Source organism: Prevotella sp. khp7, from assembly GCF_900109055.1.
In the GTDB taxonomy this organism is placed as follows: Bacteria; Bacteroidota; Bacteroidia; order Bacteroidales; family Bacteroidaceae; genus Prevotella.
In genome coordinates this window covers 1-16,586 of record NZ_FOIV01000003.1, presented here as the reverse complement: position 1 = coordinate 16,586, position 16,586 = coordinate 1, and the positions used below count along the sequence as shown (strand labels likewise).

The window sequence follows — 16,586 nt, the reverse complement described above, 5'->3', positions numbered from 1 at the left end:
ACAACAAACCAACGACTTTTGCAACCTTTTATAAACCAAGACCTTATAAAAAGTTTCTTAAACGCAGAATTATCCTTACAAAACACCTAACCGCCAGACACCCCTACAAAGAATTTAGCGCGAAAATTGGTTGTTTCGATTTTTTTTTGTACCTTTGCACGCAAGAAACTAAAGGCCAAAGAAAGCAAATGGACGACGAAATAAAGGACGACGAGATTTTGGAACAGCAAGAGTCGGAAGGTCAGAACACTGAGGGCCATTCCGACTATAAACCCGTCAGCCGCTTCGACGCAGCTGCAGTACATCACCTCAGTGGCATGTACCAGAACTGGTTTCTGGATTACGCCTCGTATGTAATCCTTGAGCGAGCCGTGCCCCACCTGGGCGACGGTCTGAAACCTGTGCAGCGACGCATTCTTCACTCGATGAAGCGCATGGATGACGGCAGATACAACAAGGTTGCCAACATCGTGGGTCACACCATGCAGTTCCACCCTCATGGCGACGCCTCTATTGGCGACGCTCTGGTGCAGCTGGGTCAGAAAGACCTGCTCATCGACACGCAGGGAAACTGGGGTAATGTGCTCACAGGCTCGAGCGCCGCAGCCCCACGATACATCGAGGCCCGACTCTCGAAGTTTGCTCTTGACACGGTATTCAACCCCAAGACCACAGAGTGGAAAATGTCGTACGACGGGCGTAACAAAGAGCCCATCACGCTCCCCGTGAAATTTCCGCTGCTTCTGGCACAGGGCGCTGAAGGTATCGCCGTAGGTCTGAGTTCAAAAATTCTGCCTCACAACTTCTGCGAAATCTGCGACGCAGCCATCGCCTATCTGCACGGCCAGCCTTTCCAGCTCTACCCCGACTTCCCCACTTCTGGCAGCATCGACGTCAGCAAGTATAACGACGGACAGCGTGGCGGCTCGGTTAAGGTACGCGCCAAGATTGAGAAGATCGACCAGAAGACACTCGTCATCCGCGAGATTCCTTTCTCAAAAACCTCCGAAACCCTGCAGGAGTCGATTGTAAAGGCTATTGAGAAGGGGAAGATCAAGGCCCGTAAGGTAGAAGACCTGACGGCTGCCAACGTTGAGATACAGGTCCATCTGGCGCCTGGCGTCTCCTCCGACAAGACCATCGACGCCCTCTATGCCTTCACCGACTGCGAGATCAACATCTCGCCCAACTGCTGCGTCATCGAGGACAACAAGCCCAAGTTCCTCACCGTGAGCGACGTCCTGCGACACTCTACTGATCGCACCAAAGACCTGATTCGTCAGGAGTTGGAGATTCGTAAAAGCGAGTTGCTCGAGCAGCTGCACTTCCAGTCGCTGGAGCGCATCTTCATCGAAGAACGTATCTATAAAGACAAGAAATTCGAGGAAGCGCCTAATGTCGACAAGGTGTGCGAACATATCGATGAGCGCCTGACGCCCTACTATCCTAGTCTGGTTCGTGAGGTAACAAAAGACGACATTCTTAAGCTGCTCGAAATCAAGATGCAGCGCATCCTGAAGTTCAACAAGGAGAAGGCCGACGAACTGATGGCACGCCTGAAGGCAGAGATTGAGGAGATTGAGCGCGATTTGGCCAACCTCACGGAAGTGACGGCCAACTGGTTCCAGTTCCTCAAAGACAAGTATGGCAAGGATCACCCACGCCTTACGGAGATTCGCAACTTCGACACCATCGACTCTGCTAAGGTGGCCGAAGCCAACCAGAAGCTCTATATCAATCGCACTGACGGTTTCATTGGCACAGGCTTGAAGAAAGACGAGTTCGTGTGCAACTGCTCTGACCTCGACGATGTCATCATCTTCTACAGAGACGGAAAATACAAGGTCATCCGTGTGGCAGAAAAGGTGTTCGTGGGCAAGAACGTGCTCTATCTCAATGTGTTCAAGAAAAACGACACTCGTACCATTTATAATGTTGTCTATCGCGACGGCAAGAAGGGCTTCAGCTTCATTAAGCGTTTCAACATGACCACGATGATTCGCGATCGAGAGTACGACGTCACTCAAGGCACGCCAGGCTCGAAGATACTTTATTTCTCGGCCAACCCCAATGGCGAAGCTGAGGTCATCAAAGTGACGCTCGACCCCAATCCGAAAATCAAGAAGATCTTCCTCGACAAGGACTTCTCAGAAATCATGATCAAGGGACGCACCTCGAAAGGCAACCTGCTTACAAAATTCTCTGTTCATCGCATAGGCCTGAAGAGCCACGGCCACTCTACGCTGGGTGGTCGGAAAGTGTGGTACGATCCCGACGTGAACCGTCTGAACTACGACGACCACGGCCGCCTGCTGGGCGAATTCTTCGACGAAGACCAGATCCTCGTCATCCTGAAGAACGGCGACTACTACCTGTCGAACTTCGACATCAACAACCACTACGAGGAGAACATCCTGCGCATCGAGAAATACGATGCAGACAAGGTGTGGACAGCCATCCTCTACGACGCAGACAATCAGGGATATCCCTACATGAAGCGCTTCCTGATGGATGCCAGGAAGAACAAGCAGAACTGGCTCAGCGAGAATCCTGCGTCACAACTCATCCTGCTCACAGATACACCTTATCCGCGCATTCAGGTCACCTATGGCGGGGCTGACGAATTCAGAGGTTCTGAGGAATTCGACGCAGAACAGTTCATTGCCGTCAAAGGCTACAAGGCAAAAGGCAAACGCCTCACAACCTACCAGATAGAGAACATCGTAGAGCTCGAACCTACCCGTTTCCCTGAAGTACCTGAAAGTCAGGATACACCAGACACGCCAGACGAGGAAGAAGAGACCCCCGATTCTGATACGGGCAAGGTTGCGACTGAGCAAGAACAGAACGAGCCAATTCATGCCGACGAGCACGAGCAAGCTCGGACAAAGGTTAAAAGCGAACAGCAGATTCGCGACGAAATGATAGGTCAATTACGTTTATTCGATGACGAAGAATAAGATTGTGTTGATGCTGCTACTGGCTGTTGCTCTCGCAACGAGAGCACAGACGGTTACCCAGATGCTGGGTATTGGCCCATCTCGCATCCTCGACACCTATCTCACTCAGGAACACTTTTCCGGTACTGGCTTCACCTATTTATATATAAAGGAGCAACAAAAGCCGGAAACACCCTGGAGCACCATCATCGAACACGAGTTCGACTTCTCCACCACAGAGGACCGAAGCGGCAATGCCTCGATGCTCGAAGGCAACTACAATATCTATTGGGGCAGATTCCTTCAGTGGCTCATCAGCGACAAGCTTCGCCTTCAGGCGGGAGGCGTGGCTAATGCCGACCTTGGGTTTGTCTATAACATGATCAGTTCAAACAATCCTGCTCAGGCCAGAGCATCAGTCAATATCATGCCCTCAGGCATTGCCAACTACGCTTTCCACCTTTGGCAACAGCAGTTCAACCTGCGCTACGAGTTGGCCCTGCCATTGGTAGGCATCATGTTCAGTCCTAACTACGGACAGTCGTACTACGAGATATTCTCGCGGGGCAACTACGACCACAACATCATCCCTACCACATTCATCAGTGCCCCCACTTTCCGCCAACTCCTCACCATCGAATGGCATACGGGGAAAAAGTGGAACCTACGTATGGGCTATCTGGGCAACTACCAGCAAGCCCAAGTCAATAATCTCAAGCAGCACATCTATACCCACCGTGTCATGCTTGGCATATCCCGCAGCCTATGAAGAAACTGTTGCTATACTTCACGTTGACACTGACGCTCGCGTCCTGCGTCGACACCGAGGAGTTCGAGAACACCCCCTCTGGCAACCTGGAGGCATTGTGGAGAATCATCGACGAGCACTACTGCTTCTTCGACTACAAGCAGCAGGAATACGGGCTCGACTGGCAGCATATATATAATATATATAATGTACGCGCGGAAAACAACCTTAACGACGAGCAGTTATTCGAGGTTCTCACGTCTATGCTCGCCGAATTACGCGATGGTCACGTCAACCTCGGAACAGCCTTCGACTACGGACGCTACTGGAACTGGCACGAGGATTACCCCACCAATTTCAGCGATACCATCCAACGGCGATATCTGGGTACAGACTATCGCATAGCCAGCGGACTGGAATACCGCCTGCTCGACGACAATATCGGCTATGTATACTATGGTAGCTTTGCAAGTCCTATTGGCGAGAGCAATCTCGACGAAGTCTTCCAGTATCTGGCCTTCGCCAACGGACTCATCATCGATATCCGAGGAAACGGCGGTGGCGAACTTACCAATGCAGAGAAACTGGCTGCCCGCTTCTGTAACGAAAAGACACTCGTGGGCTACATGCAGCACAAGAAAGGCAAGGGCCACAACGATTTCTCGAAAATGGAGGCCCAGTATATCGAGCCTTCCTCACGCCTGCGATGGCAGAAGAATGTCGTTGTGCTGACCAACCGTGAGGTGTTTAGTGCAGCCAACGAATTCGTGAAATATATGAAATGCTTCCCACAAGTCAAGATTGTTGGTGATCGGACAGGAGGCGGAGCAGGACTACCCTTCTCCTCTACCCTGCCTAACGGATGGACCGTCCGCTTCTCAGCCTGCCCCATGTACGACCGTCAGCAACAGCAAACGGAATTCGGCATCGATCCAGACTACAATATCGGACTCAAACAGTCAGATTTTGTTAAAGGCATCGATACGCTGATAGAATTTGCACGCAAACTTTTGGTGGAATGAAAAATTTATATTACCTTTGCACCCGGTTTTTACGGAAAATTGAATTGACTTTGTCGATTCACGCGCCTGTGGCGGAATTGGTAGACGCGTCAGACTTAGGATCTGGTGTCGCAGGACGTGCAGGTTCGAGTCCTGTCAGGCGCACCTGAAACGAACTAACGGAAACAATATGTAAGGTATGATAAATAAAGGGAAAAACTGCCCAAAAGGCAGCAGAATGGCAGAAAATGAAGATATTTTCGAAAAAAAATTAATTTTTTCTTGCACATTTGGAAATAATTACCTACTTTTGTCACCGATTTATATAAATTAATGCATAGATATATCATATTTTAATTGTTTAATTATAATTTTTAAGTTCAAATGAAAAAGAAAATTATTAATGGTATTCTGATGACTGCAATGCTCTTTGCAGGCACAACATCATTTGTTTCTTGTAAGGACAACGTGGACGACATCGCTTCACAGATTTACAAGGACATCGACAAAGTTAAGGCTGAGTTGGAGACCAAGATTGCAGGTCTTGACACTCGTCTCACCTCATTGGAGGGTAAGGTTTCAGCTCTTGAGGGCAAGGTAGCTTCTCTCGAGGGTGAGGTAGCTCAGATTAAGAACGACCTCGCTGCTATTGATACCCGCGTATCAAACGCAGAAAAAGCCATCAAGGATCTCGAGGCTCGCGCAGACGCTGTTGAGGCTGCTGTAAAGGCTCTTGAGGAGCAGATGAACAACCTCATCACCGACGTTAACGTTGAGGAGACTCTCGACGCTGTTCTCGGCACCATCAACCTGCCTGGTTTCAATCCTGGAACTCTCGCATCTTACTATGGCATCAACCACACTGGCATCGACCTCTTCCCATACGTAGGTGAGGATTGCAACGTTGATATCGACGCTCATAGTCTGACAAAGGACGATATTAAGGGTGTTACTCCTGTTTCTATCGTTGACGACGGTCTGATTTCAGGCTTCGAGGGCAACGTAGGTAAGGTTTACTTCACCGTTAACCCCAACACTGTTGACGCTTCTAAGGTTAACTTCTCATTCGTAAACAGCCTGGGTCAGGACGCTGGTCTGACACTGAGCGACGTTCAGGAGTCTAACCACCTGATCACATGGGCTCTTGGCAAGCACGGTAACGGTATCGTTGCTACTCGCGGTGAGAATGGCGCAAACCTCTATGAGGCTACTGTAACTCGTTACGTTCAGGACCTCGTAAAGGCTAAGACTTGGAACCTCGTTGACATCCAGAACTTCCTGAACCTCCAGGATCTTAAGGACGATGCTAAGGCAGCTATTGAGAAGGCTAAGGAAGGCAGCAAGAAGGCTGGTGCTAAGAGCTTGGTAAAGGAGGCTCTCCAGATCATCCAGAACTACTACAACAAGATCGACGCAGAGGGTAAGAACATTCCTCTCTATGGTCTGAAGGCTTCTTGGACTGGCGCTGACGGCGTTGAGAAGAGCTTCGTTAAGGGCTTCGACATCACTAGCGTAGCTATCGAGCCTCTGTCATACAACACATTCTGGACACTCGACAAGAGTGGCAAGGCTGCTGCTAAGAACCTGCTCGGCGTTGACGATTTTGATGCTATCAAGGGTATTGTTTACACCATCGCTAAGGCTACTGATTCAAAGAAGACTATGGACCGCGTAAAGAACTATCTGGACAAGGAGTCTGATAAGTTGGCTACCTTCAGAGAGGGTCACGAGTTCTTCGATGCAGTTGCTCCTATCATACTGTTCATCGGTACAGATGGTGTTAACCGCTTGGTTCCTGAGATGACTCTTAAGTCAGCAGAGAGCGAGATCACATTCATCTTGACTTCACCTACAGAGGAGTACCTCGTACCTGCAGCCTTCAAGTACGTTGCTGTTAAGCAGGGTGGCAAGGTTGTTGAGTCACACCTCGAGGCTGGTAACAACAAGATCATCAAGCTGACTCTCCCAATGGGCGCTTCTGAGATTGTATACAGCACAGTTGACTATGCTGGTTACACAGTTACTAAGAGATATCCTATTACCCGCGTTGAGTAATAGTATAAGGTTGAAGTGAGTAATTAACATTGTGAATTAAAAAAAACAAAGTAATAGATATGAAAATGAAGAAAGCAATATTGTCTTGCCTGATGCTGATGGCTGGTCTGTCAGTATCTGCTCAGGAGCAGAAAGGTACGACAGAATACGTCTTCGAGCCGCACTGGTACGTACAGCTTCAGGCTGGTGGCCAGTACACCACAGGTGAGGCTAAATTCGGCGACCTCATTTCTCCCAACGTACAGGTAGGTGTTGGCTACCAGTTCTCTAAGGCACTGGGTGCTCGCTTTGCTGTAAACGCTTGGCAGGGTAAGGCTGGCTATTCAAAGGAAGCTACAGATAAGCTGGGATTCGGCGATCTGAACTACAAGTTCAACTACTTCGCTCCCTCTATCGACCTGACTTTCGATCTGTCTAACATCATCGCAGGTTTCAACCCCAACCGTGTAGTTAGCTTCGGTGCTTTCATCGGTGGTGGTGTTAACTTCCGTTCAACAAGTGATGAGGCTGAGCAGACACGTAATCTGATCAAGTTCACATCTACCGATTGGACTCCTATGTTCGAGAATAAGTCAGCTGTTCTGCCTTTCGCACAGGCTGGTCTGACTGTTGACTTCAAGGTTAGCGACGCTGTTAAGCTCGGTGCTGAGCTGAATGGTAACATCCTGGGTGACAAGTTCAACTTCAAGGATGCTGGCAACCCTGACTCTTACATCAACCTCCTCGTTGGCGCAAAGATTGCTCTTGGCAAGACCTACTCTACCAAGTTCATCCCCGCTCCAGAGCCCGAGATTAAGTATGTTGAGAAGATCGTTGAGAAGATTGTTGAGGTACCCGCTGCTGCTCCCGCAGCTGCTGAGCCCCTCCGTCGCGATATCTTCTTCCAGATCAACAAGACTATCATCCGTGAGTCTGAGGCCCAGAAGGTTCAGGACATCGTAGCTTACATGAACCAGAATCCTACCTCTAAGGTTATGATCACTGGTTACGCTGACGCTGGTACTGGTAACGATAAGATCAACGATCGTCTGGCCGCTGGTCGTGCTGACGCAGTTGTTAAGGCCCTGAAGGCCGCTGGTATCGCTGAGAGCCGCATTAGCTATGACAGCAAGGGTGCTCGCGTTCAGCCTTTCGAGGACAACGACAGCAACCGTGTATCTATCTGCATCGCTGAGTAATCTCAATAACAGATAAGACTATAAAGCCCGGTCCCAGAATGGGGCTGGGCTTTTTCTTTAACAATAAACAAAAGTATATATGAAAAAAATATCTACTCTAATTCTTTTTGCAGCCTTTGCTCTCGGTGCCTACGCTCAGAGTGATGGTTACTACCATATCAAAAACACCGTCACAGAGCGTTATATGGTAATGGCCGACAACCAGTATGATTTCAGCGCTGGTACAGGTACAGCTGATGTCGCAGCCATCATCACCATCAAGTCACTCAGTGAAGTTAACACCCATCCTGGTGCGGTAGCCTATCTGAAAAAAGTAAAGGGCACCGAAGATCAGTATGATATTTCTGCACAAGGCACAAGTATAGGTAAGGGATCAAACGGCAAACTCTATCCCCACTTTACAGCTGTAAGTGGTGGCTACCAGATTTGGGGCAGCTATAGCGGTGCTACAGAGTATCTGAACGACACACCTCAGGACAGTGGGTCGGAAACAGGCAAACTGACCATTAAGGGAACTAAGGCACGTACATGGAAACTCTACCCTATTGGTAAAGATGATCACTACATTGGCATCAAACCAATGGTACATACCAACGATGGCTACTGGGCAACCATCTATTGCAGCTTCCCCTTCAAACTCGGCAGTGGTATGACAGCCTACTATGTCAACAAGGTAAATAAAGGTGGTTTCCAGTTGAAGAAGGTTACCGACAATGTTATTGCAGCAACCTTCCCTGTACTGGTTAAATTGGCTGGTTCAAGCGCCTCTGACAATAAGATCACACCTATGACAAGCGGTGGCAGCGAGCCAAGCGATAACCATCTGTATGGTCGCTATTTCGACAGCAGTGCTTCAAAACACGTGAACCGTCTGGCATATAACTCTAGAACGATGCGCGTGCTCGGTAAAGATGAGAATGGTAAGCTTGCTTTCGTCGTTGCATCAGCAAGCGATCTGACTGATGGAGCCTATATCCCTCACAACAAGCCATACCTTGAGGTTTCTTCTGGTTCTGCAGAAATAATGACAGAAGACGGATACACAGGCATAGAGAGCATTGAAGCAGAAGAGAAAGCAGACAACAAGATCTACACTCTCGCTGGTCAGGAACTGCCTGCCAACGTTACGCCTAAAGCTGGCATCTACATCAAGAACGGTAAAAAGATCGTAATTAAGTAAGAAGTATACAGCTAACAAATAATAAAAAATCCCCGTCACTGGCGGGGATTTTTATTATTTGTATTAGAAAATTCTCTTGGTGAATTTCACATTCAATACTGGATAAACCTTAAAGGTCTTAGCCAGATCAACATAGTCACCAACCTGTCCGCTGATATTTCTAACATCCTTCGTCAGGTTGATACCGTCATGCATATAAAGATCAGGCGAACCACCCCAGAACCAAACGCCGGCATCGAAAGAAACCTTCCAATCGTCACGGTTCTTCACCAAACGTCCACCATATCCAAAGCCCAAGTAAGGTTTGAATGCATTTGATTTAGCCTTTACAACAACCATACCTTTTGAATTTGGAACCATTACATAAGGATCTCCCTCCCTATGAACCAATTCTCCATAAGAATCATAGATATCATGTGCAAATTCACCCAGTTTAAAGCCCATTCGTCCTGCATCCCTGAACATCTTCTCCTGATGAGGATTCAAATAAGATTCATAAGGCTCGCTGGGGTTCTGAGGATTAGGTAGTGTTATAACCGGATCACCATTCATGACATTGTCATACATACGGTTATACATACCAATAGAGAGCAAAGTAACCATAGCCTCTGTAGTATTAACAGCCTCTGCGAACTTTGACGCTCCCCAATAGAATCCTGCTGTGAAATGTATATTCTTAGACCAATTATCGTTTGCCTTAAATGGGAATACATCAACCAACAACTTAAAGTTGCTCATGGTTGGCTTACCAGCCATATCGATATGATCATCTGCATCAAAGCCAGAGAAAGAATAGAGCATCTCAGACATACGGTCAAAACGTGTCTCAACACGATTTCCATTAGCATCATATCGACGAGCCGGCTCATCACCAACAATAACATCAAACTGCATATTCTTCGTGAAATGAGGCGTAAAATCATAGCCTGCACGGAGCTGCACATACTCACCGATTGGTGAAGAAAGTTCCAAACCAAGACCTGTAGTTCCTGCTGTGAGCGATACATCCATATGCTGGAGAATATCATGTTCCTTCCAATACTGAAGAACAGGAATATACTCCGACTGCTTGTCATTAAGTACGGGCAGTTTCTTTTGGCTTTCAGTCTGCGCCATAGCAGTCACCCCCAAGCTGGCCATAGCCAGCAGAATCATCACTTTTTTCATTTAGTTATCCTTTAATATTATTGATTATATCATGTTTATCTCATTCGCCAACTTCCTGCCTGCTCCACCATAGGCACCACAATCTCTTCATTCGTAGAGTCTCCATAGCAAAGCACTAGGAATACATTTACAGAGTTCAATACAGTATCACGCATAGCCCTGGAGATACGTACCTCACGAATACCATGATGTAAGGCCTCCTGCTGCGCCATAAACTGACGGTATGTAACCTGCAACTGCTCACTATAGTCCGCAGGCAGACTGTCTGCGCCACTCTTGCCCTCCAGAAACAGATTATATTCCTCTCTGACCAGGTGATCGTAATAGCCCTTTGCCGCCAAAGAAGCTAACTCCTCTGGCGTCGGTCCAGAACAAGCACATACTGGAATCAGGACCAGCCAAGCCCAAAACAGATGTTTCATTTACTTCTGACGCACAAAGACATTAATCGGCGAACCTGTAAGCGTCCAATTCTCTCGGATTTTATTCTCCAGAAAGCGCTTGTAAGGCTCTTTGATATATTGTGGAAGGTTGGCATAGAACACAAAAGTAGGAATCTGTGTATCAGGTACCTGTGCCACATACTTAATCTTAATATACTTGCCTTTTACTGAGGGAGGCGGGAATGCCTCTATCAACGGCAACATCACCTCGTTAAGTTTCGAAGTACCGATCTTCGCCTTGCGGTTCAGATAGACCTCCTTAGCTGTCTCCAGCACCTTGAAAAGACGCTGTTTCGTAAGCGCCGAGGCAAAGATGATGGGGAAATCAACAAATGGTGCCATACGCTGCCGAATAGCATTCGTAAACGTATCAATAACCACCTGAGACTTTTCTTCTACAAGATCCCATTTATTAACGACTACAACCAGTGATTTATTGTTCTTCTGAATCAATTGGAAGATATTCATATCCTGTGCCTCAATACCACGCGTAGCATCGATCATCAGAATACATACATCACTATTCTCGATAGCTCGGATAGAGCGCATTACCGAATAGAACTCCAAATCCTCCGTCACCTTATTTTTACGACGGATACCTGCCGTATCAACAAGATAGAAGTCGAAACCAAACTTATCATAGCGTGTATATATACTGTCACGGGTAGTTCCTGCTATCTCCGTCACGATATTACGTTCCTCACCAATAAAGGCATTGATAATACTCGACTTACCGGCATTAGGACGACCAACAACGGCAAAACGGGGGATGCCATCCTCCAAATCATCCTTTGCTTTCTCTGGCAACAACTCGAGCACCTTGTCAAGTAAGTCGCCTGTACCACTGCCTGTAGCAGCGCTGATAGGATACGGATCGCCCAATCCGAGTTTATAGAACTCGTACTGATCATAAAGATCCTTACCATCGTCGGCCTTATTAGCCACAAGTATTACAGGTAGTTTTGCACGACGCAGAATCTGAGCCACATCCATGTCCCAGCCTGTTACACCATTATTAATGTCACAAAGGAAAAGCACCAGATCTGCTTCCTCTGTGGCGATAATCACCTGTTTACGGATTTCCTCCTCGAATATATCATCTGAGTTTACGACCCAGCCGCCTGTATCTACTACAGAAAACTCGCGACCATTCCACTCACATTTGCCATACTGGCGATCACGGGTAGTGCCTGCCTCATTGCTGACGATTGCCTGACGAGACTTTGTCAAGCGATTGAATAGGGTTGATTTCCCCACATTCGGGCGTCCTACGATTGCTACTAAATTTCCCATATAACTCTCTTTTTCTGCAACAGACAGCAGGACTTAAGGACTATTACAATCAAAAAGTCATGTTCTGTTGCTAAATTCTTACTCAGGGTTGTATCCGAAATGATTGAGTTCACGCTCTGACGAGCGCCAATCTTTGTCGACCTTCACAAAGATCTCCAGGAAGATCGGTTTGTCGAAGAATTTCTCTAACGACTTGCGAGCCTCAGTACTAACCTTTTTCAAGGCTACGCCCTGATGGCCTATAATAATGCCTTTCTGGCTATCACGCTCCACATAGATGACGGCATTGATATGAATATGCTTCTCGTCTTCCTTGAAGCGCTCTACGCTGACCTCTACAGAGTAAGGGATCTCCTTATCGTAGTACAGCAAAATCTTTTCACGGATAATCTCCGACACGAAGAAACGGGCTGGTTTATCCGTCAGTTGGTCTTTTTCAAAAAAGGCCGGGCTCTCAGGAAGCAACTCCTGAATGCGGCGAAGAAGCATGTCTACACCAAACTTATTCTTAGCAGAGATCGGCAAGATTTCAGCATTCGGCAGCAAGCGATGCCAATGTTCAACAATCTCACCCAGTCTAGCTTCACCGCCTGCCAATTCATCAATCTTATTAACCAACAGCAGCACAGGGATATCCATCTTCTGCACTTTCTCAAGGAAATCCATGTTCTTTTCTGGATTCTCCACAACATCTGTCACATAGAGCAAAATGTCTGCATCCTGCAAGGCCGACTCTGAAAAAGCGAGCATCGACTCCTGAAGTTTGTAGTTTGGCTTCAACACACCTGGTGTATCAGAAAAGACGATTTGCATTTCTGGTGTATTAACAATACCCATAATACGGTGACGGGTTGTCTGCGCCTTGAAAGTAGCAATGGAAATACGCTCACCAACCAATTGGTTCATGAGCGTACTTTTACCTACGTTGGGGTTACCAACGATATTTACGAATCCTGCTTTATGACTATTTACTGCCATCGTAAGCCCATTTGTAGTAAGATGCGCCATGTACGAATCCTGCACCGAAGGCGGTGAAAATCATGTTGTCACCTTTCTTTAGCTTACTTTCGTTGTCCCAGATGGCCAATGGAATGGTTGCAGCACTAGTATTACCATAGTGTTCGATGTTAACCATCACTTGATCCATCGGAAGTTCCAAACGTTTGGCTACCGCCTCGATGATACGCATATTTGCCTGATGAGGAACAACCCACTGGATATTATCCTTATTCAGGCCGTTACGTTCAGCAATCAATGCGCAGTCATTGCTCATGTTCGTCACAGCATAGCGGAACACCGTACGTCCCTCCTGATAAAGGTAGTGCAGACGATGATCAACTGTGAAGTGCGATGGCGGGCAGACAGACCCTCCTGCCTTCATATGAAGGAACGGGAGACCTTTACCATCTGTACGGAGATAAGAATCCATTACACCGATGTTCTGTTCCTCGGTAGCCTCTAAAAGCACGGCAGCGGCACCATCTCCGAAGAGAGGGCATGTCTGACGATCCTTATAGTCTGTTACCGACGACATTTTATCAGCGCCGATGACGATGATTTTCTTGTAGCGACCGCTCTGAATCATCGTTGCTGCCACGTCGAGCGTATAGAGGAAGCCACAGCAGGCACCCCAGAAATCAAACGCGAAAGCGTTTTTCAGACCAAGTTTGCCTAACACGATAGATGCTGTGGAAGGAAACTTATAATCCGCCGTTGAAGTGGTAACAATCAGCGCATCAATCGTATCAGGGTCAACGCCGGTCTTCTGTAACAACTGTTTGGCTGCCTTACGCGCCATATAGCTTGTACCGAGACCTTCCTCTGTGAGGATGCGGCGTTCCTTGATACCGACACGCGTCATAATCCACTCATCGTTGGTGTCAACCATCCTCGACAACTCCTCGTTGGTGAGAATGTAGTCGGGGACGTAGCCACCGACGCCGGTGATTATAGCGTTGATTCTATCCATTACTCAGCTACTTCGTCCTCTTTCTTGATAGCAACCTTACCACGATAGTAACCGCAAGTGGGGCATACGGTGTGATAAACATAATATGCGCCACAGTTAGGGCATACTGCGAGTGTAGGAGCTACTGCCTTGTCGTGAGTACGACGCTTGAGTGTACGAGTCTTTGACTGTCTTCTTTTAGGATGTGCCATAATTATTTTAAATTTTAAATTTAACTTTTAACTTTTCTCTTTTAATTTCAAGAGTTTTTCCCATCGGGGGTCTATCGGCTGGTTGGACTCCTCATCGCTGCTTCGGTCAGCTGACAGCTCTTCCAGAGCTTGCGTCATGGCAGGGTTGCACTTGCCAGGTGCATGCACATGCCTGATGGGTATAACCAGTGCGACAAACTCATAGATGAACCACGCCATGTCGAGTATTCCTTCGTCCTCAGGCACCACGATAACATCATCTTCCTCTGAGTATGCGCTTCCGAGCTTAACGACCAAGCGGTTGTCGGTTTCTACCGGCTGCTCCATATCGTCGAGGCATCGGTCACAAGGTATGATTACTATGCCTTCTGTATGAAACTGGAACTCGAAAAAGCCGGTTGCCTTGCGTATAGACACCGACACATGCAAAGAGCCATTCTTCACATCAGCACCGTCAAGAGCCTTGAAATAAGCATCGTCAAGATTGAAATCTAAGGAAGTTTCCTCTTCCTTCAACCCCTTCAGATCGACCTTCAATAACTCCAGACTACACATAATCACACTTTTGGGTTGCAAAGTTACAAACTTTTTTCCAATTAAGGGACGGTAATTTTATTTTTTTATCATTTTCCTGCAAATTACATGATATTCAGACTATTATATTACACATTTACAGGGCATTCTGTGCAATAATACGAAGAATTCTGCGTTATTTCCATGTATGCAGTGGACAGACAGAATCCGACAAGTAAAAATCCTCCTGGTGATGGCAGCCATCCTGATTGCCGTCACCTCGTTGGTTGTATCACATTATCTTGTGAAAGACCTTTCTAACGAAGAACGTAAGAAGATGGAAGTATGGGCACAAGCTCTACACGCCCTCAATACTGCCGATGAGAACACAGATTTAGCACTTGTACTGGATGTTATACAAGGTAATACGACAATTCCTGTCATCATATTAAATAAAGAAGGAAACGTCGATGATTTCCGTAACATCAACATCAAAGATACAACCCGTTTAAAAGCTTATGCTTTGAAGATGATGCAATCAGGTGACACCATCCGTGTTGGCACCCAAATGGTTTGCTATGATGAGTCTACTCTACTCAAACGGCTCTCACAATATCCCTACTGGCAATTAGGCATCGTCATGATCTTTGTTGTCGTGGCCATCTTCGCCCTATTATCCTCAAAGAAAGCAGAACAAAACAAGGTATGGGTTGGCTTATCGAAGGAAACAGCTCATCAACTTGGCACACCAATATCCAGTCTGATGGCTTGGGTAGAAATACTGAGAGAAAGTCATCCCGATGACGAGATGATTCCCGAGATGGACAAGGACGTAAAACGTCTGGAACGTATAGCAGAACGCTTTTCTAAGATTGGCTCTCTCCCAGAAACCAAGGACAGTTCTATGAATGAAGTTCTTGAACATGTCGTAGATTATATGCGTAAGCGTACTTCCAATAAAGTGAACATAATATGTCATACTCCCAAGCATGATGTAATTGTAAAGATGAGCACCTCACTCTTTGAATGGGTCATCGAGAATCTCTGCAAGAATGCTGTGGATGCGATAGAAGGTAGCGGACAGATTGTCCTCACTCTGACTGAGGAAGGCAAACATGTAGCGATTGAAATAACTGATACTGGTAAGGGAATCCGTAAAAAAGATATCAAAAATGTTTTTACACCTGGCTTTACAACGAAGCAACGTGGTTGGGGGCTAGGTCTCTCACTTGCCAAACGTATTGTAGAGGAATACCATCACGGGCATATCTACGTTAAGTCGTCAGAATTGGGCAAAGGTACAACCTTCCGCATCGAACTATCATAAATTTCCTGCGCGTGCGGCAGTTGTCATATACCAGAAACAACCCACACTTCCCACACTTCCTACACCCGACTCAGGTGTGAGAAGTGCGGAAAGTGCGGGATAAAAAGCTGATTTGACAACTATACCTGCGCACATACGCAGAAACCAGCTTCCGCACAAAAACAGCAGGTATTCACATGCACCCCGTGATTATTTTCTAAAAGAGGCGGATTACCTAAGGATAGCACGGCTTCCCGTGGGACAACAGGGTGTATTTTCAGTAACAAAACGAAAGAGCCCTGAACCTTTTCGGATTCAGGGCTCTCAAATAAAAGTGGCGGCTTCCTACTCTCCCGCATTGCATTGCAGTACCATCGGCGCAGGCGGGCTTAACTTCTCTGTTCGGAATGGGAAGAGGTGGGACCCCGCTGCAATAACCACCTGATATGGGTATTGACACTGTCGACACAAGAAACCTCAGTAGAAGCCCGTTTCAGAAACAACTACATCTGATAATATCAGCATACAGCGAAAGATCTCGGACAATTAGTAGTGCTCGGCTTTGACGTCACCGTCTTTACACCTGCACCCTATCAACGTCAT

At 47.1% G+C, this 16,586-nt stretch carries 14 protein-coding genes, 1 tRNA gene and 1 rRNA gene; 8 read left to right on the top strand and 8 right to left on the bottom strand.

The window, feature by feature from the left end; all coding sequences use genetic code 11:
• Positions 1-188 precede the first annotated feature (188 nt).
• The 7 genes from BMX82_RS07000 to BMX82_RS06970 all read left to right on the top strand — a co-directional run bounded on the left by BMX82_RS07000 (position 189) and on the right by BMX82_RS06970 (position 9,101).
• Positions 189-2,960, top strand: a complete 2,772-nt coding sequence (locus BMX82_RS07000; protein WP_091767370.1) for a DNA gyrase/topoisomerase IV subunit A — start codon at positions 189-191, stop codon at positions 2,958-2,960.
• Positions 2,947-3,708: a DUF3316 domain-containing protein gene (locus tag BMX82_RS06995; protein WP_091767368.1), complete on the top strand. Its 762-nt coding sequence runs from the start codon at positions 2,947-2,949 to the stop codon at positions 3,706-3,708. The genes BMX82_RS07000 and BMX82_RS06995 overlap by 14 nt, the downstream gene beginning before the upstream one ends.
• On the top strand, positions 3,705-4,709 hold the full coding sequence (locus BMX82_RS06990; protein WP_091767366.1) for a S41 family peptidase: 1,005 nt from the start codon (positions 3,705-3,707) through the stop codon (positions 4,707-4,709). Before BMX82_RS06995 ends, BMX82_RS06990 begins: the two co-directional genes overlap by 4 nt.
• Positions 4,710-4,771: 62 nt before the next feature.
• Positions 4,772-4,853 (top strand) — tRNA-Leu (locus BMX82_RS06985).
• Positions 4,854-5,072: 219 nt separating this feature from the next.
• Positions 5,073-6,743: a DUF1664 domain-containing protein gene (locus BMX82_RS06980; RefSeq protein WP_036911801.1), complete on the top strand. Its 1,671-nt coding sequence runs from the start codon at positions 5,073-5,075 to the stop codon at positions 6,741-6,743.
• 65 nt (positions 6,744-6,808) lie between these two features.
• The gene (locus tag BMX82_RS06975; protein WP_231622206.1) at positions 6,809-7,921 is read left to right on the top strand and encodes an OmpA family protein; all 1,113 of its coding nucleotides are present in this window, start codon (positions 6,809-6,811) and stop codon (positions 7,919-7,921) included.
• A gap of 79 nt (positions 7,922-8,000) precedes the next feature.
• A complete protein-coding gene (locus BMX82_RS06970; protein WP_091767364.1) occupies positions 8,001-9,101 on the top strand; it encodes a hypothetical protein in 1,101 nt (366 codons plus the stop codon).
• Positions 9,102-9,164: 63 nt separating this feature from the next.
• On the opposite strand, the gene BMX82_RS06965 is transcribed toward BMX82_RS06970, so the two are convergent.
• From BMX82_RS06965 to BMX82_RS06935, 7 genes are all read right to left on the bottom strand, one after another.
• On the bottom strand, positions 9,165-10,268 hold the full coding sequence (locus BMX82_RS06965; protein WP_143058338.1) for a hypothetical protein: 1,104 nt from the start codon (positions 10,266-10,268) through the stop codon (positions 9,165-9,167).
• A gap of 35 nt (positions 10,269-10,303) precedes the next feature.
• Positions 10,304-10,690 carry a hypothetical protein gene (locus BMX82_RS06960; protein WP_036911811.1) on the bottom strand — a complete coding sequence of 129 codons (387 nt, stop codon included), beginning with the start codon at positions 10,688-10,690 and terminating at the stop codon, positions 10,304-10,306.
• Positions 10,691-12,004: a ribosome biogenesis GTPase Der gene (gene der / locus BMX82_RS06955; RefSeq protein WP_091767358.1), complete on the bottom strand. Its 1,314-nt coding sequence runs from the start codon at positions 12,002-12,004 to the stop codon at positions 10,691-10,693.
• 78 nt (positions 12,005-12,082) lie between these two features.
• Positions 12,083-12,982 carry a GTPase Era gene (era, locus tag BMX82_RS06950; protein WP_091767355.1) on the bottom strand — a complete coding sequence of 300 codons (900 nt, stop codon included), beginning with the start codon at positions 12,980-12,982 and terminating at the stop codon, positions 12,083-12,085.
• A complete protein-coding gene (locus tag BMX82_RS06945; RefSeq protein WP_091767352.1) occupies positions 12,969-13,973 on the bottom strand; it encodes a beta-ketoacyl-ACP synthase III in 1,005 nt (334 codons plus the stop codon). Before BMX82_RS06945 ends, era begins: the two co-directional genes overlap by 14 nt.
• A complete protein-coding gene (gene rpmF, locus BMX82_RS06940) occupies positions 13,973-14,164 on the bottom strand; it encodes a 50S ribosomal protein L32 (protein WP_036911821.1) in 192 nt (63 codons plus the stop codon). Before rpmF ends, BMX82_RS06945 begins: the two co-directional genes overlap by 1 nt.
• Positions 14,165-14,191: 27 nt before the next feature.
• Positions 14,192-14,719, bottom strand: a complete 528-nt coding sequence (locus BMX82_RS06935; protein ID WP_036911823.1) for a YceD family protein — start codon at positions 14,717-14,719, stop codon at positions 14,192-14,194.
• A gap of 166 nt (positions 14,720-14,885) precedes the next feature.
• On the opposite strand from BMX82_RS06935, the gene BMX82_RS06930 reads away from it, so the two are divergent.
• Positions 14,886-16,004 (top strand): sensor histidine kinase, encoded by a 1,119-nt coding sequence (locus tag BMX82_RS06930; RefSeq protein WP_091767348.1) that lies wholly within the window; start codon positions 14,886-14,888, stop codon positions 16,002-16,004.
• Positions 16,005-16,315: 311 nt separating this feature from the next.
• On the opposite strand, the gene rrf is transcribed toward BMX82_RS06930, so the two are convergent.
• Positions 16,316-16,428 (bottom strand): 5S ribosomal RNA (gene rrf, locus BMX82_RS06925).
• Positions 16,429-16,586: the final 158 nt, after the last annotated feature.